General features: G+C 73.1%; 16 protein-coding genes. 12 read left to right on the top strand and 4 right to left on the bottom strand.

Going from position 1 to position 22578, the window contains the following annotated elements; all coding sequences use genetic code 11:
* Positions 1 to 70: 70 nt before the first annotated feature.
* Positions 71 to 1510: a GuaB1 family IMP dehydrogenase-related protein gene (locus tag ACIP6W_RS07895; RefSeq protein WP_251155094.1), complete on the bottom strand. Its 1440-nt coding sequence runs from the start codon at positions 1508 to 1510 to the stop codon at positions 71 to 73.
* Between the two features lie 289 nt (positions 1511 to 1799).
* Between ACIP6W_RS07895 and ACIP6W_RS07890 the strand changes: the two genes are divergently transcribed.
* Positions 1800 to 5546 carry a multifunctional oxoglutarate decarboxylase/oxoglutarate dehydrogenase thiamine pyrophosphate-binding subunit/dihydrolipoyllysine-residue succinyltransferase subunit gene (locus tag ACIP6W_RS07890; RefSeq protein ID WP_400428969.1) on the top strand — a complete coding sequence of 1249 codons (3747 nt, stop codon included), beginning with the start codon at positions 1800 to 1802 and terminating at the stop codon, positions 5544 to 5546.
* Between the two features lie 165 nt (positions 5547 to 5711).
* Here ACIP6W_RS07890 and ACIP6W_RS07885 read toward each other — a convergent pair whose 3' ends face one another.
* Complete coding sequence (locus ACIP6W_RS07885; RefSeq protein ID WP_066654762.1) at positions 5712 to 6152, bottom strand: GNAT family N-acetyltransferase; 441 nt, start codon at positions 6150 to 6152, stop codon at positions 5712 to 5714.
* A gap of 107 nt (positions 6153 to 6259) precedes the next feature.
* Between ACIP6W_RS07885 and ACIP6W_RS07880 the strand changes: the two genes are divergently transcribed.
* Together ACIP6W_RS07880 and ACIP6W_RS07875 are read left to right on the top strand one after the other, a co-directional pair.
* Entirely contained in the window at positions 6260 to 6835 is a 576-nt protein-coding gene (locus ACIP6W_RS07880) for a CalY family protein (protein WP_251159706.1), read from the top strand.
* Positions 6836 to 6881: 46 nt separating this feature from the next.
* Positions 6882 to 8300 carry a LamG-like jellyroll fold domain-containing protein gene (locus ACIP6W_RS07875; RefSeq protein ID WP_251159705.1) on the top strand — a complete coding sequence of 473 codons (1419 nt, stop codon included), beginning with the start codon at positions 6882 to 6884 and terminating at the stop codon, positions 8298 to 8300.
* A gap of 3 nt (positions 8301 to 8303) precedes the next feature.
* Here ACIP6W_RS07875 and ACIP6W_RS07870 read toward each other — a convergent pair whose 3' ends face one another.
* Together ACIP6W_RS07870 and ACIP6W_RS07865 are read right to left on the bottom strand one after the other, a co-directional pair.
* On the bottom strand, positions 8304 to 8546 hold the full coding sequence (locus ACIP6W_RS07870) for a zf-HC2 domain-containing protein (protein WP_066654764.1): 243 nt from the start codon (positions 8544 to 8546) through the stop codon (positions 8304 to 8306).
* On the bottom strand, positions 8543 to 9319 hold the full coding sequence (locus ACIP6W_RS07865) for a sigma-70 family RNA polymerase sigma factor (protein WP_400428966.1): 777 nt from the start codon (positions 9317 to 9319) through the stop codon (positions 8543 to 8545). The genes ACIP6W_RS07870 and ACIP6W_RS07865 overlap by 4 nt, the downstream gene beginning before the upstream one ends.
* Before the next feature lie 135 nt (positions 9320 to 9454).
* Between ACIP6W_RS07865 and aroA the strand changes: the two genes are divergently transcribed.
* From aroA to ACIP6W_RS07820, 9 genes are all read left to right on the top strand, one after another.
* Positions 9455 to 10843, top strand: a complete 1389-nt coding sequence (gene aroA / locus ACIP6W_RS07860; RefSeq protein ID WP_400428964.1) for a 3-phosphoshikimate 1-carboxyvinyltransferase — start codon at positions 9455 to 9457, stop codon at positions 10841 to 10843.
* Positions 10840 to 11898 (top strand): ribosome small subunit-dependent GTPase A, encoded by a 1059-nt coding sequence (gene rsgA, locus ACIP6W_RS07855; RefSeq protein WP_209682276.1) that lies wholly within the window; start codon positions 10840 to 10842, stop codon positions 11896 to 11898. The genes aroA and rsgA overlap by 4 nt, the downstream gene beginning before the upstream one ends.
* Before the next feature lie 84 nt (positions 11899 to 11982).
* Complete coding sequence (locus ACIP6W_RS07850; protein ID WP_400428962.1) at positions 11983 to 13125, top strand: hypothetical protein; 1143 nt, start codon at positions 11983 to 11985, stop codon at positions 13123 to 13125.
* Positions 13126 to 13143: 18 nt separating this feature from the next.
* Positions 13144 to 13929 (top strand): inositol monophosphatase family protein, encoded by a 786-nt coding sequence (locus tag ACIP6W_RS07845; RefSeq protein ID WP_209682271.1) that lies wholly within the window; start codon positions 13144 to 13146, stop codon positions 13927 to 13929.
* 526 nt (positions 13930 to 14455) lie between these two features.
* Positions 14456 to 17170, top strand: a complete 2715-nt coding sequence (locus ACIP6W_RS07840; protein ID WP_400428960.1) for an AAA family ATPase — start codon at positions 14456 to 14458, stop codon at positions 17168 to 17170.
* Between the two features lie 418 nt (positions 17171 to 17588).
* Positions 17589 to 19427 carry a glutamine--fructose-6-phosphate transaminase (isomerizing) gene (gene glmS / locus ACIP6W_RS07835; protein WP_400428958.1) on the top strand — a complete coding sequence of 613 codons (1839 nt, stop codon included), beginning with the start codon at positions 17589 to 17591 and terminating at the stop codon, positions 19425 to 19427.
* A gap of 167 nt (positions 19428 to 19594) precedes the next feature.
* A complete protein-coding gene (locus ACIP6W_RS07830) occupies positions 19595 to 20308 on the top strand; it encodes a M50 family metallopeptidase (RefSeq protein WP_081984914.1) in 714 nt (237 codons plus the stop codon).
* A 192-nt stretch (positions 20309 to 20500) separates the two neighbouring features.
* The gene (locus ACIP6W_RS07825) at positions 20501 to 21097 is read left to right on the top strand and encodes an NUDIX hydrolase (protein ID WP_251159698.1); all 597 of its coding nucleotides are present in this window, start codon (positions 20501 to 20503) and stop codon (positions 21095 to 21097) included.
* Between the two features lie 75 nt (positions 21098 to 21172).
* Positions 21173 to 22576 (top strand): O-acetylhomoserine aminocarboxypropyltransferase/cysteine synthase family protein, encoded by a 1404-nt coding sequence (locus ACIP6W_RS07820; RefSeq protein ID WP_400428956.1) that lies wholly within the window; start codon positions 21173 to 21175, stop codon positions 22574 to 22576.
* Positions 22577 to 22578: the final 2 nt, after the last annotated feature.

Genomic DNA, 22578 nt, shown 5'->3' with positions numbered 1-22578 from the left:
GACCGCGAAACTGTCCGTGGAACCGAGTCTCGCGCCGACGGCGGCCCGCCGACGGCCGCGCCCCGCGCCGCTACCAGCTCACGGGGAGCGGCTTGCCCTCCTCGTAGCCGGCGGCCGACTGGATGCCGACGAGCGCCCGCTCGGCGAACTCGGTCAGCGAGGACGCCCCCGCGTAGGTCGCCGAGCTGCGGATGCCGGTGGTGATCATGTCGAGCAGGTCCTCGACGCTCGGTCGCTCCGGGTCGAGGTAGATCGTCGACGACGAGATGCCCTCGGCGAAGAGCGCCTTGCGGGCCCGCTCGTACGGGTCGAGGCGCTCGAAGCGCTCCCGCACGGCCTTCGCCGACGCCATGCCCCAGCTCTCCTTGTAGGCCTTGCCCGCGGCGTCGCGACGGAGCACGCCCGGCGCCTCGAGCGTGCCGGCGAACCACGAACCGATCATGACGGCGGAGGCTCCGGCGGCCAGGGCGAGTGCCACGTCGCGCGGGTAGCGGACGCCGCCGTCGGCCCAGACGTGTGCGCCGAGCGACCGGGCGGCCGCGGCGGTCTCGAGCACGGCGGAGAACTGCGGGCGACCGACGGCCGTCATCATGCGCGTCGTGCACATCGCGCCCGGTCCGACGCCGACCTTGATGATCGTCGCACCGGCGTCGACGAGGTGCGCGACGGCGTCGGCGGTGACGACGTTGCCGGCGACGATCGGCAGGCCGAGACCCAGCGCCGAGACCGTGCGGAGCGCGCGGAGCATGCCCTCCTGGTGGCCGTGCGCGGTGTCGAGCACGAGCACGTCGACCCCGGCGGCGGCGAGGGCCTTCGCCTTCGCGGCGACGTCGCCGTTGATGCCGACCGCGGCGGCGACCCGCAGGCGACCGTCCCCGTCGACGGCGGGCGTGTAGATGTCGGAGCGGATCGCGCTGGTCTGGCTCGTGGTGCCGACGACCCTGCCGTGCCGGACCACGGGCGCGAAGTCGACCTCGGCGGCGGAGAGCACGTCGTACACGTGCCGCGGGGTACCGGCGTCGTCGGCGTCGATTGCCGTCGAGGGTCCGTGCAGCAGGTCACCGATCGTCGCGTCCGCACCCGCGGTGCCGAGCCGCACGGCGGGCACGCAGCCGAGGTACTCCCCCGCCCCGTCGCGGACCACGACCCCGCGACCTGCCACCGGCAGCAGCTGCTCGAGCGCCTCGGCGACGGTGGTGTCGGCGCGCATGTCGTAGGCGGTGTCGAAGTCGACCGGCTGCTCCTTGACCCAGCGGATCGCGGCGTCGAGGTCCTGCAGGTGCATGTCCTGCGGCAGCACACCGAGCCCACCGCGGCGGGCGAGGGTCGCGGCGAGCCGCGGGCCGGTCACCGAGTTCATGTTCGCGCTGACGATCGGGATCGTGGCGCCCGTGCCGTCGTTCGTGGCGAGGTCCACGTCGAAGCGGCTCGTCACCCCGGACCGACTCGGCACGAGGAAGACGTCGGAGTAGGTCAGGTCGTGCGTCGGCCGCGTCTCGTAGAACCTCATGGGTGCCACTGTACGGCTCCGCAGCCGCGCGGACACGCGTGCGGGAGGTCTCCCCGGCGCACCGTCGACGCCGGAGCAGGACCCCTGCTGCGCGACACCCGTCGTCGGGTCCACCGGTCCGGCAGGCGGCCCCCGTCCCGACACGCGCGAGCACGGCCCGGAGGCGCGGCGCGCGTCCGACGGTCACCGAACGGTCGGCGCGGAACGGCTAGGCTGGCGGCCAGTGCGGAGCAGGGTTGCCCCGCACGACACACACGAGCATCTATCGACGGAGAGTGGGCGATCGGCTGTGTCGAGCCATCTGACGGGTACGGACGAGACCGCGGGCGAATTCGGGGCGAACGAGTGGCTGGTCGACGAGCTCTACGAGCAGTTCGTCGCCGACAAGGAGTCCGTCGACAAGTCGTGGTGGCCCGTGCTCGAGAGCTACCACCGCTCGCAGACCGGGGGCGACTCCGCCGCCGGCTCGACGCCCAGCGCACCCGCCCCCGCGCAGTCCTCGTCGCAGTCGACCACGCAGCAGCCCGCCACGGGTGACGCCCCGGGCGAGGCGAAGCCCGCCGGTCCGATCCAGGCGAAGACGACCTCGCGCCAGCCCACCCCGCAGCCGATCCCGGCCGAGGCCAACGACGAGGCCGACGACCACGAGGAGACCCACGAGGACGTGGCGACCCCGCTCCGGGGCATGGCGAAGACGCTGGCCTCGAACATGGACGCCTCGCTCACGGTCCCGACCGCGACCAGCGTCCGGACGATCCCGGCGAAGCTGATGATCGACAACCGCATCGTCGTCAACAACCACCTCCGCCGGGCCCGGGGCGGCAAGATCTCCTTCACCCACCTGATCGGGTGGGCGATGGTGCAGGCGCTCAAGGACTTCCCGAGCCAGAACGTGTTCTACGAGGAGCGCGACGGCAAGCCCTTCGTGGTGGAGCCCGCGCACGTGAACCTCGGCATCGCGATCGACGTCCCGAAGAAGGACGGCACCCGCTCGCTCCTCGTCCCGAGCATCAAGCGCGCCGAGACCCTCACCTTCGGCCAGTTCCTCGCCGCGTACGAGGACCTCGTCAAGCGCGCCCGCGACAACAAGCTCACGCCGGCCGACTTCCAGGGCACGACGATCTCGCTCACCAACCCGGGCGGCATCGGCACCGTGCACTCGGTCCCGCGCCTGACGAAGGGCCAGGGCTCGATCATCGGCGCCGGTGCGCTCGAGTACCCGGCGCAGTTCCAGGGCTCCGCGACGAAGACCCTGGTCGAGCTCGGCGTCGGCAAGACGATCACGCTGACGAGCACCTACGACCACCGGGTCATCCAGGGCGCCGGCTCGGGCGAGTACCTCAAGAAGGTGCACGAGCGACTCATCGGCGAGCACGGGTTCTACGAGGGCATCTTCTCGGCGCTGCGCATCCCCTACAAGCCCATCCAGTGGGCGAACGACATCAACGTCGACCTGGCCCACCGCGTCAACAAGACGTCGCGCGTGCAGGAGCTCATCAACAGCTTCCGCGTGCGCGGGCACCTGATGGCCGACATCGACCCGCTCGAGTACCGGCAGCGCACCCACCCCGACCTCGAGCTCGAGAACCACGGGCTCACGTTCTGGGACCTCGACCGCGAGTTCGTCACGGGCGGCCTCGCCGGCACCACGACGGCACCCCTGCGCGACGTGCTCGGCATCCTGCGCGACGCCTACTGCCGCACCGTCGGTGTCGAGTACATGCACATCCAGGACCCGGAACAGCGCCGCTGGGTGCAGGGCCACATCGAAGTGCCGTACTCGAAGCCGTCGAAGGACGAGCAGCTCCGCGTCCTCGGCAAGCTCAACGAGGCCGAGGCGTTCGAGACCTTCCTGCAGACGAAGTACGTCGGCCAGAAGCGCTTCTCGCTCGAGGGCGGCGAGTCGACCATCGCGTTCCTCGACACCCTCATCCAGCACGCGGCGGGCGCCGGCCTCGACGAGGTCGCCATCGGCATGGCCCACCGCGGCCGCCTCAACGTGCTGACGAACATCGCCGGCAAGACCTACGGGCAGATCTTCCGCGAGTTCGAGGGGTCGTCGCTCCCGGGTTCCGTGTCCGGTCAGGGCTCCGGTGACGTGAAGTACCACGTCGGCACCGAGGGCGTCTTCCGCGCGTCGGACGGCTCGAGCATCCCCGTCACGATCGCCGCGAACCCGTCACACCTCGAGGCCGTCGACGGCGTGCTCGAGGGCATCGTGCGCGCCAAGCAGGACCGCACCCCGCCCGGCACCTTCGGCGTGCTGCCGGTGCTCGTGCACGGCGACGCGGCCATGGCCGGCCAGGGCGTCGTCGTCGAGACCCTGCAGATGTCGCAGCTCCGGGGCTACCGCACGGGTGGCACGGTGCACCTCGTCATCAACAACCAGGTCGGGTTCACCACGCCCCCGGAGTCCGCGCGCAGCTCGGTGTACTCCACCGACGTGGCGAAGACGATCCAGGCGCCGATCTTCCACGTCAACGGGGACGACCCCGAGGCCGTGGCCCGCGTCGCCGAGCTCGCCTTCGCGTACCGCGAGGAGTTCCACCGCGACGTCGTGATCGACCTCGTCTGCTACCGCCGCCGCGGCCACAACGAGGGCGACGACCCCTCGATGACCCAGCCGCTCATGTACAACCTCATCGAGGCGAAGCGCTCCGTCCGCACCCTGTACACCGAGGCCCTCGTCGGTCGCGGCGACATCACGCAGGAGGAGTACGACGAGGCGCACCGCGACTTCCAGGACCGCCTCGAGCGCGCCTTCGCCGAGACCCACGAGGCGCAGACCGGCACGATGCCCGTCATCACGACGGACGACGACGGCGCCGTGGACGGTCTCGAGCGTCCGACGGCCCAGCGTGACGACGCCGAGATCGAGGTGCACGAGACGGCGATCTCCGAGGAACTCGTCCGGGCCATCGGCGACGCGCACAGCAACCCGCCCGCCGGCTTCTCGATCCACCCGAAGCTGCAGCAGCTCCTCACCAAGCGCACCGAGATGACCCGCTCCGGCGGCATCGACTGGGCGATGGCGGAGCTCATGGCGATCGGCTCGGTGCTGGTCGAGGGCAAGCCCGTCCGGCTCGCCGGCCAGGACGCCCGACGCGGCACCTTCGTGCAGCGCCAGGCGGTCTTCCACGACCGGGTGAACGGGCAGGAGTGGCTGCCGCTCGCCAACGTCGCCGAGGACCAGGCCCGCCTGTACATCTACGACTCGCTGCTCAGCGAGTACGCGGCGATGGCGTTCGAGTACGGCTACTCGGTCGAACGTCCCGAGGCCCTCGTGCTGTGGGAGGCGCAGTTCGGCGACTTCGCGAACGGCGCGCAGACCGTCATCGACGAGTTCATCTCGTCCGCCGAGCAGAAGTGGGGACAGCGCTCCGGGCTGGTGCTCCTGCTCCCCCACGGCTACGAGGGTCAGGGGCCGGACCACTCCTCGGCGCGCATCGAGCGGTACCTGCAGCTCTGCGCCGAGGACAACATGATCGTCGCGCGTCCCTCGACGCCGGCGTCGTGGTTCCACCTGCTCCGTCGCCAGGCGTGGGAGCGCCCGCAGAAGCCGCTCGTCGTCTTCACGCCGAAGGCCATGCTCCGCCTCCGCCAGGCGACGAGCCCGGTCGAGGCCTTCACGAACGGCTCCTTCCACGAGGTGCTCGACGACGACCGCGTGACCGACAAGGCCGGGGTGCGCCGCGTCGTGCTGCACTCGGGCAAGGTGCACCACGACCTCCGCGCCGAGCTCGACAAGTCCGGCGCAACCGACGTCGCCCTCGTCCGGTTGGAGCAGCTCGCGCCGCTCCCCCTCGACGAGCTGCTCCGGGTGCTCGCGGGCTACCCGCAGGCCGAGGTCGTCTGGGCCCAGGAGGAGCCGGAGAACCAGGGCGCCTGGCCGTTCGTGTGCATGAACCTGTCCCCGCACCTCGACGGCCGTCCGCTCTCCGTGGCCTCGCGCCCGGCGAGTGCCGCACCGGCGACGGGCTCGTCGAAGCGTTCCGCGGGTGAGGCCGCCGACGTCGTCCGCAAGGCACTCGGCTGATCCGCCGCGCCCCCTGACGAACGATGCGCCCCGTGGAGACGGGGCGCATCGTTCGTCAGGGCGCGCATCTCCCGGGCACGCAGACGCACCGACGGCGGCGGCAGCAGCGGCGGCCGCACGCGGCACGCAGCAGCACCGACGTGCAGCGCCAGGGGCTGCCCGACGCTACTTCAGCTTCGTGTAGCGGACCCCGGCCTCGTGGTACCCGCGCTTCTGGTAGAACCGGTGCGCGCTGTCCGTCGCGGCGGCCGACACGGCGCTCAGCCGGTGCGCCCCCTGCTCACTCGCCCACGTCTCGAACGTGTCGATGAGCGCGGAACCGGTCCCGAGCCTCCGGGCCGACGGGTCGACCACCAGCAGCAGGAGCTGCGCGGTGGGCTCGTCGCTCGCGTACGACCACGTGACCTGCGCACCCGCCACGGCGACCGCTCGGCCGTCGTCGCCACGGACCAGCCACGTGCGGTGTCCGGCCTCGGGCACGAGCCGTTCCAGCCGTGCGCGCATCGCGGACTCGTCGACGACGTGCCCGAGCAGACGGACGAGGGCGGTGACGTCGGCGACGTCCGTGTCGGACCAGGTGGTGATCGACTCGGCGGTGAGGGTCATGGGGCGACCCTACCCAGCGCCGGCGACGTGTGACGACGAGCACACGCTTGTGCAAACACTTGATATTTCGTATCCTTCATGGGACTCGTCCACTCGAAGGAGACTCCATGCACCTCTCTACCCGTTCCAGCCGCCGCAGCGCTCTCGTCGCCGTCCCGCTGGCCCTCGTCGCCAGCGCCGCCGTGATCTCCGGCGCGTCCTACGCCGCGTTCTCCGCGTCGACCGACAACTCCGGCAACAACTGGCGCACCGGCACCGTCGCGCTCGACGACGACCACCAGGGCACCGCCCTGTTCGACGTCAGTGACCTCGTCCCCGGTGACACCGGCGAGCAGTGCATCACCGTCACCGCGACGACCACCAAGCCGGCGCTGGTCCGCTTCTACGGCGCGGACGTGGTCAACGACGGGGCCGCGGACCACCTCGACCTCATCGTCGAGCGAGGGACCGCGACCGGGGCCGACTGCCAGGGCTTCAACGCGCAGGACGGCGTCTTCGCCGACACGCTGAGCGCGCTCGAGGCATCCACCTCGTTCGCCGACGGCTACGGCTCCTGGACGCCGACCACCGGCACGGAGGCCACGGTCTACCGCATCACGTACACCCTCGGCGAGGACACCCCGAACTCGGCGCAGGACACCTCCGCGTCGGCCACGTTCGTGTGGGAGGCGCAGTCGAAGTAGCGGCCGCTCCGGAGCAACACCACCACCAGCTGAGAGAGGACGACGGATGCCCCGCGACACGACCCGGACGCGACGGCGCTGCACGAGCGACGCGGTCGCGCTCGGGATCGCCACCGCCGCCAGGACCCTGCTCCTCACGGCTGTGGCCCTCCTCCTCTGGGCGCTGGTGCCCGTCTGCCTCGGCTGGCCGACGACGACGGTGGTGAGCGGCTCCATGGCCCCGGCGGTCCAGGTCGGCGACGTCGTCGCCGCAGCCCCGCTGCCGGACTCCGCCCGGACGCCGGGGCGGGTCCTGCTGGTCGACGATCCCGACCATCCGGGCCGCCTCCGCCTGCACCGTCTCGACCGGGTGCGGGACGACGGGATGCTCGTCCTCCGCGGCGACGCCAACCCGCGACCCGACCGGAGTGCCGTGGCGCCGTCAGCGGTCCGCGGCGTCGCCCTGCTGCGGTTCCCCGCGGTCGGTCTCCCGGCGACGTGGCTCCGCGAAGGCGACGTCGCGCACCTCGCCGCAACCCTCGCGCTCGCGATCGCGCTCGTGCTCCTCGCCGGGAGCGATCGCGGGATGCGCAACGGCACGCCGTGTGGCGGGTGCGGCACGCCGCGTGTGGACCTCGCGACCCCGCCGCCCGTCGTGGAGCGGACGGTCTCGACGGTCCCCGCGACGCTCCTCGCCGTCCTCGCCGCCGTGACCGCCGCCGCGGTCGGCACCGGCTCCGGGGCGGGCGCGGTCTTCTCGGCGGACACCGGGGCAGCGGCGGCGGCAGCGACGGCGAAGACCTTCCCGTGCTTCCGCGGGATGCTGGACAGGCCGTCGCTGGCGTGGGACTTCGACGAGAAGTCGGGTCCGGACATCGTCGACCACGTCGGGCGGCAGCCCGCGGTGATGACGGGGCACGCACAGCGTCACGACGCCTCGTGCGCGGACAACCCGTCCCTCCGCTTCGAAGACGCCTCCGACTCGCCGCGCGCCACCAGCTCGACGCAGATCGAGGCGCCCTCGACCTTCAGCATCGAGATCTGGTTCCGAACAGACCGTGCCCAGGGCAGCATCATGTCCTTCGGCTCCGGGCAGACGGCCGCGTCCGGCTTCAAGGACCGCCGTCTGTACATCACCTCGGAAGGAACCCTCGCGTTCGGCGTGCAGGACAGTGGGAACGCCACCCGACGCTCGGTCACCTCGACCGCGCGTGTCGACGACGGCCGGTGGCACATGGCCGTGGGCACGTCCACGCCCGGGCACATGGCGCTCTGGCTCGACGGTGTCCAAGTGGCCGACCGCTCCGACAACACCAAGCCGTTCACCTACGAGGGCTACTGGCGCGTCGGACGCGAGTCCACCGCCGACTGGCCGGGTGCGGACAAGGCCAAGCCGAACTTCGTCGGCGAGGTCGACACGGCTCGCGTGTACAACCGAGAACTGCCGTGGACGTCGGTCGCCACGCACTTCGCGGTCGGGAGATGACCGCTAGTGCGTCGCCTGCTCCACGCGGATGCGCGCGAGGATCTCGGTCCGGAGCTGGTCCGGCGCGGTCTCGGCGCACGCGCGCTTCACCGTCTCCATCAGCACCACACCGACCCGGTGCTCGCTCGTGCAGTCCTCGCAGGACTCCATGTGCTCGCGGATGTCCGCGGCGTCCTCGCGGCAGAGCTCGTCGTGCAGGAACTCCTCGAGCTCGGCCTTGGCCTTCGAGCAGTCGCAGCCGCTCATCGTGCGTCCTTCCCGTCGGTGCGACCAGCGGCCGCAGTCGTCTTCCGGCCCCGCCCGCGCATCGTCGCCGTCGACGCTGCGTCCGGGACGATGCCGGTCTCGCGTGCGTGGTCCGCCAGGAGCCCGCGGAGGAGCCGGCGTCCACGGTGGAGACGGCTCATGACCGTCCCCACGGGGGTCTTCATGATGTCGGCGATCTCCTGGTAGGAGAAGCCCTCGACGTCCGCGAAGTACACGGCCATCCGGAAGTCCTCGGGGATCGACTGGAGCGCGTCCTTCACGGCCGAGGACGGCAGGTGGTCGATCGCGTCGGCCTCGGCGGAACGCGCCGAGACGGACTGCGTGACGCTCTCGGCGCCGCCGAGCTGCCAGTCCTCGAGCTCGTCGATCGTGCCCTGGTACGGGTTCCGCTGGTTCTTGCGGTACGTGTTGATGAACGTGTTCGTGAGGATCCGGTAGAGCCACGCCTTGAGGTTCGTGCCCTGACGGAACTGCCGGAACGCCGCGTACGCCTTGACGAAGGTCTCCTGCACCAGGTCCGACGCGTCGGCCGGGTTGCGGGTCATCCGCATCGCGGCGCCGTAGAGCTGGTCCATGAACGGGAGCGCCTGGTCCTCGAACAGGGATCGCAGTTCGGCCTCGGACACGGTCTTCTCGTCCGCCGGTTCGGCCTCGGGCTCGAGGGCGTCCGCTTCCTCGGACACCGCGTCGACCTGCGCCTCGGTCTCCTCGACCAGGTCGTGCGGTGCTGCCTGCGGTTCGTCGGTCGTCATCACGGACGAGTCTAGGCCGAGCCCGCCGAGCGAGCCGTCGATCGTCGTCCGCACGGTCGGCAGTGCCGTCCGTGACCGTTCGAGTGTCGCTGTCGCCAATGGTCCTCCCGCGGTGTTCAGTACCCTGGTGAACCGATGGCCCAGTCGACGCATTCCCAGCAGCCCGATCCCTGGATCGCACCCCTCGCCCGCGGACCCCTGCGCGGCGACGTCGCCCTGCCCGGCTCGAAGTCGCTGACGAACCGGGAGCTGGTCCTCGCGGCGCTGGCCGACGGCCCCTCGACCATCCGGCTCCCCCTGCACTCGCGCGACTCCGCCCTGATGGTCGCCGCGCTCCGGCAGCTCGGCGTCGGGATCGACGAGGTCGTCCCCGCGGACGGCACGGCTCCGAACCCGTACGGGCCGGACCTCCGGATCACACCCGCGCCGATGCACGGCGACGTCGCCGTCGACTGCGGGCTGGCCGGCACCGTGATGCGCTTCCTGCCGCCGCTCGCCGCGCTGGCGACCGGCCCCGTGACGGTCGACGGCGACCCGTACGCGCGGAGGCGACCGATGGGCGCGATCATCAGCGCCCTCGCCGACCTCGGGGTCGACGTGACGGACGACGGCGACGGCGCGATGCCGTTCTCGTTCACCGGCACCGGAGCGGTCCGAGGCGGCCGTCTCGAGATCGACGCGTCGGCATCGTCGCAGTTCGTGTCCGGGCTGCTGCTCTCGGCGCCCCGCTTCGACGAGGGCCTGCACCTCACCCACGTCGGCGAGCGGCTGCCGAGCCTGCCGCACATCGACATGACCGTCGCGGCGCTCCGTGCCCGCGGTGTCCGCGTGGACCAGCCGACCGTCGGCGAGTGGGTGGTGCACCCGGGCCCGATCGCGGCGCGCGACGTCGTCATCGAGCCCGACCTGTCGAACGCCGCGCCGTTCGCGGCGGCTGCGCTCGTCGCGGGCGGCACGGTCCGGATCCGCACCTGGCCGACCGACACGACGCAGGTCGGTGCCGACCTCGAGACGCTCCTGCCCCTGTGGGGCGCGACCGTCACGCGGGACGGCGACGACCTCGTCTTCGACGGCGGTGTCGGGGTGGCGGGTGGAGCCTCCCTGCCGGGTGTGACGCTCGACCTGTCCCGCGGCGGCGAACTCGCACCGGCGCTCGTCGCGCTGTCGGCCCTGGCCGACGGGCCGAGCGAGATCACCGGGATCGGCCACCTGCGTGGCCACGAGACGGACCGCCTCGCCGCGCTCGCGGCGGACGTGAACCGGTCGGGAGGCTCGGTGCAGGAACTCGACGACGGCCTGCGGATCACGCCCGCCCGCCTCCACGGCGGTGGCTGGGCCGCGTACGACGACCACCGGATGGCGACCGCGGGCGCCCTCGTCGGTCTCGTCGTCGACGGCGTCGCCGTCGACGACGTCGGCTGCACGGCGAAGACGCTGCCGCAGTTCCCCGAGCTCTGGGCGGACCTGGTGGCGACCGGTGCGGACCAGGCTGCGGGCCACCGGGACGGGAGCGTGACGCCGTGAGCTGGTGGGACGACGTCGACGGGGACGACACCGACGAGGACGAGCCGTACGGACAGTACGAGTCGAAGGTGCGGATCCGGCCGAACCCGAAGGGCAACCGGCCCCGCACGAAGACCCGTCCGAACTACGACGACGCCCCGACCGGCTGGGTGACGAACGTCGACCGCGGGCGCTTCGGCGTGCTGGTGTCGGCCGGCCAGGACGACGAGCGGGTGATCACGGCGACGAAGGCCCGGGAGCTCGGCAAGAAGTCGGTCGTGACCGGCGACCGCGTGTCGCTCGCCGGGGACGTCTCGGGCGACGCCGGTTCGCTCGCGCGGATCGTCAAGGTCGCCGAGCGGTCGACCCTGCTCCGACGGAGCGCGGACGACAGCGACGAGGTCGAGCGCGTGATCGTCGCGAACGCCGACCAGATGCTGATCGTCGTCGCGGCGGCAGACCCCGAGCCGCGGCCGCGACTCATCGACCGGTACCTCGTCGCGGCGTTCGACGCCGGCCTGGACCCGGTGCTCTGCATCACGAAGACCGACCTGGCCGACCCGGCACCGTTCCTGGCGCACTTCGCCTGCCTGGACCTCCGGATCGTCACGAGCCGGTCGGACGACGTGCCGTTCGACGCCCTGCACGAGGTGCTCGACGACACGGTGACCGTCACGGTCGGGCACTCCGGCGTCGGCAAGTCGACGCTCGTGAACGCCATCACCGGCTCGACCCGCGCGACCGGCGTGGTCAACGCGGTCACCGGTCGCGGGCGGCACACCTCGTCGTCCTCGATCGCGCTGCGCGTCCGTGACGGTGGGTGGATCATCGACACCCCCGGCGTGCGGTCGTTCGGGCTCGGGCACGTGCAGCCCGAGAACGTCTTCCGTGCCTTCGCGGCGCACGCCGTCCCGGTGCGCGAGCCCGCCGACGGCATCCCGCTCGCGCAGGCGCACGACTGGGAGATCGTCGACCGCGTGCACGACGGGGAGCTCGGGGCGACCGGCGTCGAGCGGCTCGACTCCTTCCGCGCCCTGCTCACCGGCATGGGTGCGGACGACCCCGGCGCGGACTGACCCGAGGCGGGGGTCGTCCCGCGCGTGGGGACCGTCGCGTGCGTGGGGACCGTCGCGTGCGGCGCGGGTGTACCGTTGCCCCTCGTGCCCGAAGTTGCAGAGAACAACACAGCCAGACCCGAACCGGTCCACCACGGTGACCACGCGGCGGAGCACCCGGCGCGAGCCGACCGCCCCACGGCGGCGATCGCGGCGGTCCTGCGCCCCGAGCACCTCGGACGGTCGCTGCGGTCCTTCGGGTCGCACATCCTCGTGCCGCTGTTCCTGGCGGTCGGGATGAGCCTCGCCTACCTCGGCGCGTTCCACGCTCCGACCCCGCACGAGCTCCCGGTCGGCATCGTCGGACAGGGCCCGGAGGCCCAGGTGTTCGCCCAGACCGTCACCGACGGCTCCGACGGCCGGCTGGTCGCGCACGTCGTCGGCTCGACAGCCGAGGCCGAACGGCAGGTCCGGGACCGCGACCTCGCCGCCGTGTACGCCCCGGGGACGGACGGCGCCGTGCTCTACGTCTCCACGGCCGCGAGCGAGACCACCGCGACCGCAGCCCAGAAGGTCTTCCTGCCGATCGCGTACGAGCAGCACCTGCCGTTCACCGTGCACGACGTCGTGCCCACCGGTGACGAGGACCCGACCGGCCAGGGACTCTTCTTCCTGCTCGTCGGCCTGAGCGTCGGCGGGTACGCCTCCGCGATCGCCGTCGCCGCGGCGGCCGCGAAGCTCCGCGCGCTCTGGACGGTCGTCGTCGGCGCCGTCACCGCCGGGGTCGTCGCCGGCATCGGTGTCCTGGTCGCCGGACCGCTGTACGGCGTCATCCCGGACCACCGCTGGCAGGTCTTCCTGTTCGCGTGGCTCTACGACGCCGTCATCGTCGCCCTCGGCGTCGGGCTGCACCCGCTGCTCGGGCGGTGGACCACGCCGATCCTGACGATGCTCTTCGTGATGCTCAACTTCACGAGCTCCGGCGGGATCTTCCAGCCGTCGTTCCAGCCCGGCTTCTTCGCGGCGCTCAACACGTTCTGGAGCGGCGCGGCCTGGCTCGGCGCCGCGCAGGACCTCGTGTACTTCCCCGGAGCGTCGCTGACCCGGTCGGTGGTCGTGCTCGTGCTGTGGCTGGTCGTCGCGGTGCTGCTCGGTGTCCTCGTGCACGGGCTCGCCGCACGTCGGACCCGCATCGCCCGCGAGCGCGCGGTGTCGCGCTACGAGGAGGAGCAGGTCGTCGCGGCCTAGGGCGCTAGCCTGACATCCGTGGACCTCAGCGCCGACCTGGACTTCGCCCGCTCCCTCGCCGACACCGCCGACGCGATCAGCCTCGAGCGGTTCCGCGCCGCCGACCTGCACGTCACGACGAAGGCCGACAGCACGCACGTCACGGACGCTGACCAGGCGGTCGAGCGTGCCCTGCGCGAGCGCCTGGCCGCCGAGCGCCCGGACGACGCGTTCCTGGGCGAGGAGACGACGGCGGACACCGGTGCCGACGCCCTGAGCGAGGGGCACCGGCAGTGGGTGGTCGACCCGATCGACGGCACCGCGAACTACCTGCGGGGCGTGCCGGTCTGGGCGACCCTCATCGCACTCGCCGTCGACGGCCGCCCGGTGCTCGGCGTCGTCAGCGCCCCGGCGCTCGGCAAGCGCTGGTGGGCCGCGGAGGGGCTCGGCGCACACTCGACCGACGGGCCCCTGCGGGTCTCCGGCGTCACGGCGCTGTCCGAGGCGAGCCTCAGCTACAACAGCATCCAGCAGTGGGACGAGGACGACCGGCTCGACGCCCTCGTCACCCTGTCCCGCAAGGTCTGGCGCACCCGGGCGTACGGCGACATGTGGTCGTACATGCTCGTCGCCGAGGGGGTCCTCGACGTCGCGGGCGAGCCCGACCTCAAGCCGTGGGACATCGCGGCCCTCGTGCCGATCGTCGAGGAGGCGGGCGGCCGCTTCACCTCGCTCGACGGCGACCCGGGCCCGTGGCACGGCAGCGCCCTCGCCACGAACGGGCACGTGCACGACGCCGTCGTGGACGTCATCCGGCGTCCGTAGCCCCTGGTCGTCCCGACACGGGCGACACCGGGGCAGGGCGGACACTGCGCCGCGGTGTACCCCGCTTGTCCCCTGCGCGCGGCCCGGCCGACGGTGCCGGACCCCCGGACGGGGGCAGGGACCCCCCGGACTGGGGCCAGGCGAGTCGGACACTCTGCTGACGAGCACTTCGGTGGCGTCCGATGGGCGGGTTATCGTGCTCACGGCTGATCGGACGCACCGGGTTCCCTAGACCCGGACCGTGTCGGGTCCGTCGTCCATTACTCGTCCGAAAACCCTGACCCGAGGGGTGGTCCAGACGATGACTTCATCGTTCCCAGGCGGAACCGAGTGCACCCTCACTCGTCGTCCGCGTCATCTCACCGACAGCCCTGGTGTGCGCTCCGTCGCCGCCTCGCGTCCGTCCGTCGCCACGGTCCCTGCCCGTGCCGCCGACCGGATCCCGTCCGTCGCCGTGGTCTCCCGCCGCGCTGCCGACCGGACGCCCACCGCAGTCTCCGTCCCCGGACCCGGAGGCCGGTGAGTCATGGCACTCACCGGTCGCCGTCTCGAGGTCGACCGGATCGCGACCCTCGCTGTACTCCCTCGTGAGTCCGCGATGGTCGTCGTCGGCGACCCTGGTTCCGGGCGCAGCAGCGTCCTCGACGCGGTCGCTGACCGCGTCTCCCTCCCCGTCGTGCGGGTCGGTGTCAACGGGAGCGAGTCCCGCTGGCCCCTGGCCGGCGTGACCTCCCTGTTCACCGCACTCGACGATCCCCGGGCGACCGCCCACATCGCGCACCTGCTGCAGGCCGGTGGCGCGACGAGCGGGCTCGCCGCCGCGCACGACTTCCTCGAGGCCGTGCAGACCCTGACCCTGCCGCCGACGGTCGTCCTGATCGACGACCTCGACCGGATGGACCGCGAGAGCCAGGAGCTCATCGCGTTCCTGGCGGGTCGGCTCGCCGGCACGGCACTGCGTCTGGTCGCAACGGTCCGGACCGTGCCGTCGGACGGTCCGCTCACGGCCCTCCCCGTGCTGCGGCTCGAACCGCTGGCCGCCGACGTGTCCCTCGCGCTGGCCCGGTCGATGGCACCGGAGGGCGCGAACGACGGCGTCCTCGCGATCCTCGCCGATGCGACGGGCGGCAACCCCGGCGCGCTCCGCGAGCAGTTCGACATGCTCTCGACCGCCCAGCTGACCGGCACCGAGCCGCTCGTGCTGCCGTTGCGCCCGACCGCCACGACCGAGGCCATCGCGGCGCTGACCCTCGACGTGGTCGAGGGTGCCGCCGACACGGACACCGACGACGCGGGACGTGGTCTGGACGTCCTCGCCCGGCTGTCCCTCGTGCCGGTCGCCAGGACGACCGGATGGGACCGCGACGCCGTCGACGACCTCGCCGACGCCGGGCTCGTCGTCGTGCGCGGCCAGACCGTCACGGTCCGCGACCCGCTGCTGCGGTCAACCCTGTACTGGCGGATGTCCGCACGCACCCGGCGCACGCTGCACCGCGAGCTCGCCGCGGCGAGCGCCGAGGCGGACCCGCGCGCCGCCGCGTGGCACCGGAGCTTCGTCGACGACGTCCCCGACGTGGTCGCGCTGCTCGACGCCGCCGCGGGCTACGTCGCCGACGGGGCACCGCACGCCGCGGTCGCCCTGGCCGAGCGTGCCCTGCACGTCGGCTCGGGCGGTGAGGACGAGCGGACGGCACTGCTCGCCGTCACCGAGGCGCTGTTCGCACAGCGTCAGCTCGGGCTCGCCGCGCGCTACCTCACCGCGATGCGCCCGTTCCGGCGCGGGTCGGACGAGGTCCGGCGCCTGCGGGTCCTGTACTCCGTGCAGTACCTGCGCGGCGAGACCGTGCACGCGGACGAGCTCCTCGTGCCCGTGGACGCGGAGGCACCCGAAGCCCCCGCGACCGCCGGGCTCCTGGCGATGGTCGCCAGCTTCCGGGCGGAGACGTGGGACCTCGAGCAGGCCCGCGACCTGCTCGCCCGGGTCGAGCAGCTCGGTTCGGTGGTCACCCCGCACACCGCGGAGATCGCCGGCGCCGTGCAGTGCCTCGTCGCCGCGCTCGACGGTTCGCTGCCCGCCGACACGGAGCTCTACGACGGGCTCTCGACGGCGCGGCTGATGGCGATGTCCGACCCGGCACTCCTGCTCGTGGCACACGCGCTGAGCCTCGCCGAGCGGTACCGGAGCGCACGTCGCGTCTTCGCGCTCGTCGTCGCCCGCGGGCAGGACACCGAGGCCGTGTGGGTCGAGGGAGCCCGCTACCTGTCCGCCGAGAACGAGCTGCGCTCCGGCAACTTCCGGCAGGCCCTCCGCGCGATCGACGCCTGGGAGGCCGGGAGCGCCCTGTCCGCGCAGCGGCTCCGCGAGCCGTCGCGGGCGGTCGCGGTCGCGTGGCGCCACTTCGCCGAGGGCCGTTCGCTCGAGGCGCTCGAGGTGGTGGACCGGTGCCTGGCGCTCCGCTCCACGGTGCTGCTCTGGGGCACCACGGCCCGGCTGCACGCACTCCGCGGGCGTGTGCTGCTGCTCGACGGTCGTGTCGACGAGGCGGTGACCGCCCTCGAGGCGGCGGACGCCGTCGGCCGGTCGCTGCGCAACCCGACCGTGCTGCGGCACCTCGGCGACCTGGTCGAGGGCTACGTGCGCCTCGGCCGGATCGACGACGCCCGGAACGCGACGGCCCGGCTCGCGGCCGACCACCACGCCAGGCCGTCCCGCTGGGGCGCGCTCGTGCTGGCCCGCAGCCTGGCGCTCGTCGCCGACGACGCCACCCGTGAGACGGCGCGTCGTCGAGCCCTCGAGCTGTTCCAGCCGCACGACTCGCAGTACGAGCGCGCTCGCACCTTCGCCGCCCTGACGGCGGTGGGCACGGACGCCGAGCGGCCCCGCCTCGGCGCCGCCGCCGCGGCCGCGTACGAGGCGGCCGGTCTGCGACGACCGCTGGCGACGCCCGCGCCGACGGCGGTCATGCCGGCCTTCGGCGTGCCGACGTCGCTGCGGTCCGGACCGGTGCTGTCCGCCCCGGTCCCCGGGTCACCGCGGAGCGCCCCGGACGCGTCGGTGGTGCTCACCCAGCTGACCGCGGAGGAGCGCGCCGTGGTGCAGAAGGTGACCGAGGGCTACCGCAACCGCGAGATCGCGTCGTCGCTGTTCATGTCCCAGCGCACCGTGGAGCTGCGCCTGACGCAGATCTACCGGAAGGTCGGTGCGCGCTCGCGCTCGCACCTCGTCGCGCTGCTCACCTGATCGCGCGACCCGCGGACGCAGGGCGACCGCTCGACGGACGGGAGGCCCGGTACCAGCTGGTACCGGGCCTCCCGTCCGTCACGCCCGACGTCGGACCGCGAGCCGGCTTGCGGGAGTCCGCACCGACGACACGTCGGGTCGCACCGCTCGCGCGGTGAACCGCAAGAGCCGCTGCGCGGTGTTGTCCCGGCGGACCCGCCGGGCGAGGCTCGTGGTGCACCGACCGTCGTGCCCTTCCCGGAAGGGCCCGTCCGCGGATCACGACCGTCCGGTACCCGAACCGCCGACCCTCCCGGTCCGCCCCCGCCTGATCCGCGGGTGGACCGGCCGGGCGACGGACCCGGACCCGCGGCAGACCCGGCGGCGGTCGGTGCCGCTCCCCGGCACCGGGCCGGTCCACCACCCGAACGGACACCGTATGTGCGGCATCATCGCGGCGCGCGTCAGCGACGACGTGACCCCCTTCCTGCTCGACGGTCTCGAACGGCTGGAGTACCGGGGGTACGACTCCGTCGGCGTCGCGGTGCGGACCGCCGCCGGTCGGATCGCCACGGTCCGGTCGGTGTCCCGCGTCGCGGACCTGCGGGCGGACCTCGCTGCACGGGCGGCCGCAGTACCGGCCGAGGACGCCTCGACCGGGCTCGGGATCGGGCACACCCGCTGGGCGACCTGCGGGACGGTGCGCGAGGAGAACGCGCACCCGCACGCCGACTGCTCCGGCCGGATCAGCGTCGTGCACAACGGGACCGTCGAGAACGCGGGACGGTTGCGGGCGACGCTCGAGCAGCAGGGGCACGTGTTCCGGTCCGAGGTCGACTCCGAGGTCATCGGGCACCTGGTCGAGCGTGCACTCCGCGTCGATCCCGACCTCGTGCTCGCGGTGCAGATCGCGACCGCGCAACTGCGGGGCTCCTGGGCGATCGTCGTGCTCGACGCCCGGGACGGCCGCATGGTCGCCGCCGCGAACCGGTCGCCCCTCGTCGTCGCACGCTCGGCACGGGGTGACTTCGTCGCGAGCGACGTCGGCACCATCGCCCGGTGGTGCGAGACCTTCGTGCCGCTCCGGGACGGCGACGTCGTCGAGCTCGGCGAGGCGTGGAGCTGGTCGTCGGAGGGCATCGCCGTGCCCGTGCCCTTCCCCACCCCGTCCCCGTTCGCCACGACCGCGCTCGACGTCGACCTCGGCGACCACCCGGACCACACGGCCAAGGAGATCGCCGAACAGCCCCGGGTCGTCGCCGACCTGCTCGAGCGCGTCCGGCAGCGCACGGCGGACGGCAGCACCTGGACGGGGCTCGGGCTGCCGGCGTTCGAGCGGCTCGCCGTGGTGGCCTGCGGGACGTCGCTGCACGCCGGCCAGGTCGTCGCCGGCACCGCGCGCACCCTCGGCGGCGTGCCCACCGACATCGTCGTCGCGAGCGAGGTGGACCACGCCGTCCTCGGTCGCGGCACCCTCGTCGTCGCCATCAGCCAGTCCGGGGAGACCGCGGACGTCCTCCGGGCGCTCGACCGGCTCGACGACCGGTACCCGGTCCTGGCGCTGACGGACGACGTGCACTCGTCCCTCGCCCGCCGAGCCGACGCGGTGCTCGCCTGCCACACCGGCCACGAGGTCGGGCTCGCCGCGACGAAGACCTTCACGGCGCAGGTGGTCGTCGGCGTGACCGCGGTCCTGTCGGCACTGGTCGCCTCGGGCCGGCTCGAGCCGACCCGCGCCGCAGCCCTGGTCGACGAGCTCTCCGGACTGCCCGAGCGGATGGCGGCCGCCGCCGCGGTCGCAGCCGAGCGCATCCCGCTCCTGGCCGCGACGGTCCGGGACGCGCCCGGGTTCCTGTTCGTCGGCCGCGGGCCCGGGCTGCCCTACGCAGCCGAGGGTGCGCTGAAGGTGGAGGAGCTCGCCTACCGGTGGGCACGGTCCTGCCCCGTCGGTGAGCTCAAGCACGGTCCGCTCGCGCTCGTCGACGACGGCACCCCGGTCGTGGTGGTCGACCACGGGGACCCGCGCATCGCCTCCGCCGTCGCCGAGGTCCGGGCCCGCGGCGGCCTCGTCGTCACGATCGGCGGTGCGGGCTCCGACGTACCGGCGATCGCCGACCGCGCGGAGGCCACCGACCTGGCCTGGGGACGGTCGCTCGCACCCTGGGGTCCGGTCGAGGCGGTCGTGCCCCTGCAGATGCTGGCGCGTGAACTCGCGCTGCAGCTCGGTTGCGCGGTGGACAAGCCCCGCGCCGCCGCGAGGTCGGTGACGGTCGAGTAGCCAGGCACGTGCAGCGCAACCGGGTGACGGTGTTCCTCGTCGTCCTGACCGGCCTCGCGGTCGTCGCGACGGTCGTCGTGGTGGTGCTCGTCGTCGTGGACGCCGTCCACTGACCCGACGGCCCGCGCGGTCAGCGTCCTCTTGGTGGGTGCTGCCATCCTGGCGTCTTGACCGCAGCAGCCCCGCCCCTCGTGTTCGTCGCCGTCCTGGTCGGCGCCGTCCTGCCCGTCGTGCCCCTGGTCGGCCGGGTCGCCCGGATCGCGGCCACCATCGTGCACGAGGTCGGCCACTGCGTCGTCGTGGTGCCGTTCGGCGGACGCATCGACCGGATCGACCTGCACGCCGACGGCTCCGGCGAGGCCTGGGTCCGACTCGGGCGCGTGCCGGCGGCGATCCGCTGGCTGGTCCGGGTCCTCAACCTCTTCGCCGGGTACAGCGCGCCGCTCTGGGCCGGGGTGCTGCTCGTCTCCGGGGTGCTCCAGGGGTCGCGGTGGCTCCCCGTGGTGGTGCTCGCCGTCGTCGGCCTGGTGGCCCTGGCGTTCGTGCGGAACTGGTTCGGCCTGCTCGTCGTGCTCGGCTTCGACGCGCTCGCGCTGTGGGTGGCGGTCCGGCCGTCGGAGGCCACCGTGCTCGTCGTCGCGGCGGTCGGCACCGCGTTCGTGGTGGACGGTCTGCGGTCCCTCGTGCACGTCGCCCGCTGGCTGCTGACCGGCGCCCGGGTGCAGACGGACTTCCACATCGCCGCCGCCGAGATGCGGGTGCCGGCCGTGCTGTGGTTCGTGCTCTTCGTGGCGGTGAACGGGGTGGCGGTGTGGCTCGCCCGGGAGCCGCTCCTCGCCACGTGGGACACCGTCGCCGCCGGGGTGCGCACACTGTTCTGACCCGGGGCCGAGGCGTCGGCGGACCGGCGTCGGCAGCCCGGCCGCGCTCCTGCGACATCGCACGCGTCGATCGACCGGTGCGGTGTCGAACGATGCACACGCACACGATGCCGGCGCACGAACCGTCCCACGCGTCGATCGACACGCGTCTCGTCGCGTGCACGTACCCGTCCGCCGTGCCACGATCGTCGGATGCGCCCCGCCGATGCCCTCGCCGCGCTCACCGACGCGCCGTCGCCCGACCGCGAGCGGTTCGTCGGGTTCGTCCGCAGCACCGGGGACGCTGCACTCGACCGTTCCCTCGGCACGGAGCACCTGACGGCGTCGTGCTTCGTGTTCTCGCCCGATCGGTCCCGCGTCCTGCTCTGCCTGCACCGCAAGGGCCGGTTCTGGGTGCAGTTCGGCGGGCACCTCGAGCCTCGGGACGCCGACCTGGCCGGGGCGGCTCGGCGCGAGGCCCGCGAGGAGTCCGGCATCGTCGGTCTCGAGCTCGACGACGGCGTCGTGGCCGACCTGGACCGCCACGACCTGCACGGCGGCTTCTCCTGCGCGGCGCACTGGGACGTCGGCTTCGTCGCCACGGCGGACCCATCCACCCGGACGACGGTGAGCCACGAGAGCGAGGACGTCCGGTGGTTCCCGGTCGACGCGCTCCCGGAGCCGATCGCCCCGGGACTCCCCCGACGCCTCGCCGCACTGCTCGCCGGAGCAGACGCAGACACAGACACAGACCCAGACGCAGACGTGAGCACGGCCGCTCCCGCTCGGGGTGGCACCGCCGGCCCGTAACCCGACGCCGCAATGCCCCACCGGCCCGTCCGGCCTGCGAGAGTACCCGCACGACGGACACGCCAGGAGGACCCCATGTCGAACGACGGCCACGGCTTCGCCACCGAGCAGGTGCACGGCGGCTTCCTGCCCGACACCGCACACGGAGCGCGGGTCCCCGCGATCCACATGACCTCGGGCTTCCTCTTCGACGACTTCGAGCAGGCCCGCGAGCGCTTCGCCGGTGTCGACGACGGGTACACCTACACACGGCTGGGCAACCCGACGAACGCCGACGTCGAGCGCCGCGTCGCACTGCTCGAACGGAGCGCCGAGGCGATCCTCGTCGGCAGCGGCCAGGCGGCGGTGACGGTGGCGCTCCTCGGGCTCCTGCAGGCGGGCGACCACGTCGTGAGCGCCCGGAGCATCTACGAGGGCACGAAGGGCCTGCTCCTGCAGAACCTGGCGCGCCTCGGCATCGAGGTCGACTTCGTCGCGGACCAGCGCGACCTCGACGCGTGGGCCCGCGCGGTCCGACCGAACACGAAGCTCTTCTTCGCCGAGACGATCCCCAACCCGAAGAACGACGTCCTCGACATCGCCGGGGTCGCCGACACCGCGCACCGGGCGGGCGTGCCGCTCGTCGTGGACAACACCCTGGCGACGCCGTACCTGGTGCGGCCGGTCGAGCACGGCGCCGACGTCGTGGTGCACTCCGCGTCGAAGTTCCTCTCCGGGCACGGTGCCGGCCTCGGCGGGCTCGTCGTCGACGGCGGGACCTTCGACTGGGGCCGTACGCCGGAACGCTTCGCCCACCTCACGACGCCGGACCGCGCCCTCGGCGGGCAGAGCTACGTCGAGCGCCACGGCAGCCGGGCCTTCGCGGTGTACGCGCGTGACGTCGTCGCGTCGCGGATCGGTCCGACGCCGTCGCCCTTCAACGCCTTCCTGCTGCGTCAGGGCATCGAGACGCTGTCGCTCCGCGTCGAGCGCCACGTCGCGAACGCGCTGGCCGTCGCGTCCTTCCTGGAGCGCCAGCCGGAGGTGACGAGCGTCGACCACGCGGGGCTCGCCTCCAGTCCGTACCACGACCTCGCCCAGCGCTACCTGCCCCGTGGGGCCGGCTCGGTCTTCGCCTTCACGCTCGCCGGTGGCGAGCCGGCCGCCCGCGCCTTCATCGACGCGGTGCAGCTCATCAGTCGGATGACCCACCTGGGTGACGTGCGCTCGCTCGTGCTGCACCCCGCGACCACCACGCACGCCGGCCGCACCGCGGCCGAGCGGGCCGAGCTCGGCATCGGCGACGGCCTGGTCCGGCTGTCCGTCGGCATCGAGGACGTCACCGACCTGCTCGCCGACGTGGAGCGCGGCCTCGCGGCGGTGCGTGCGGCCACCGGACGGGACGGCGCCGGCCTGGAGGCCCGCCCCGCCCCCGCCACGGAGGTCGCGGCCCTCGCACGCGCCGTCCCGCAGGGCCACCTCGTCGGGCAGGAGGTCTGACG

This window comes from Curtobacterium sp. NPDC088465 (assembly GCF_044753165.1).
GTDB lineage: Bacteria > Actinomycetota > Actinomycetes > Actinomycetales > Microbacteriaceae > Curtobacterium.
This window is presented reverse-complemented; position numbering and strand designations above follow the sequence as displayed.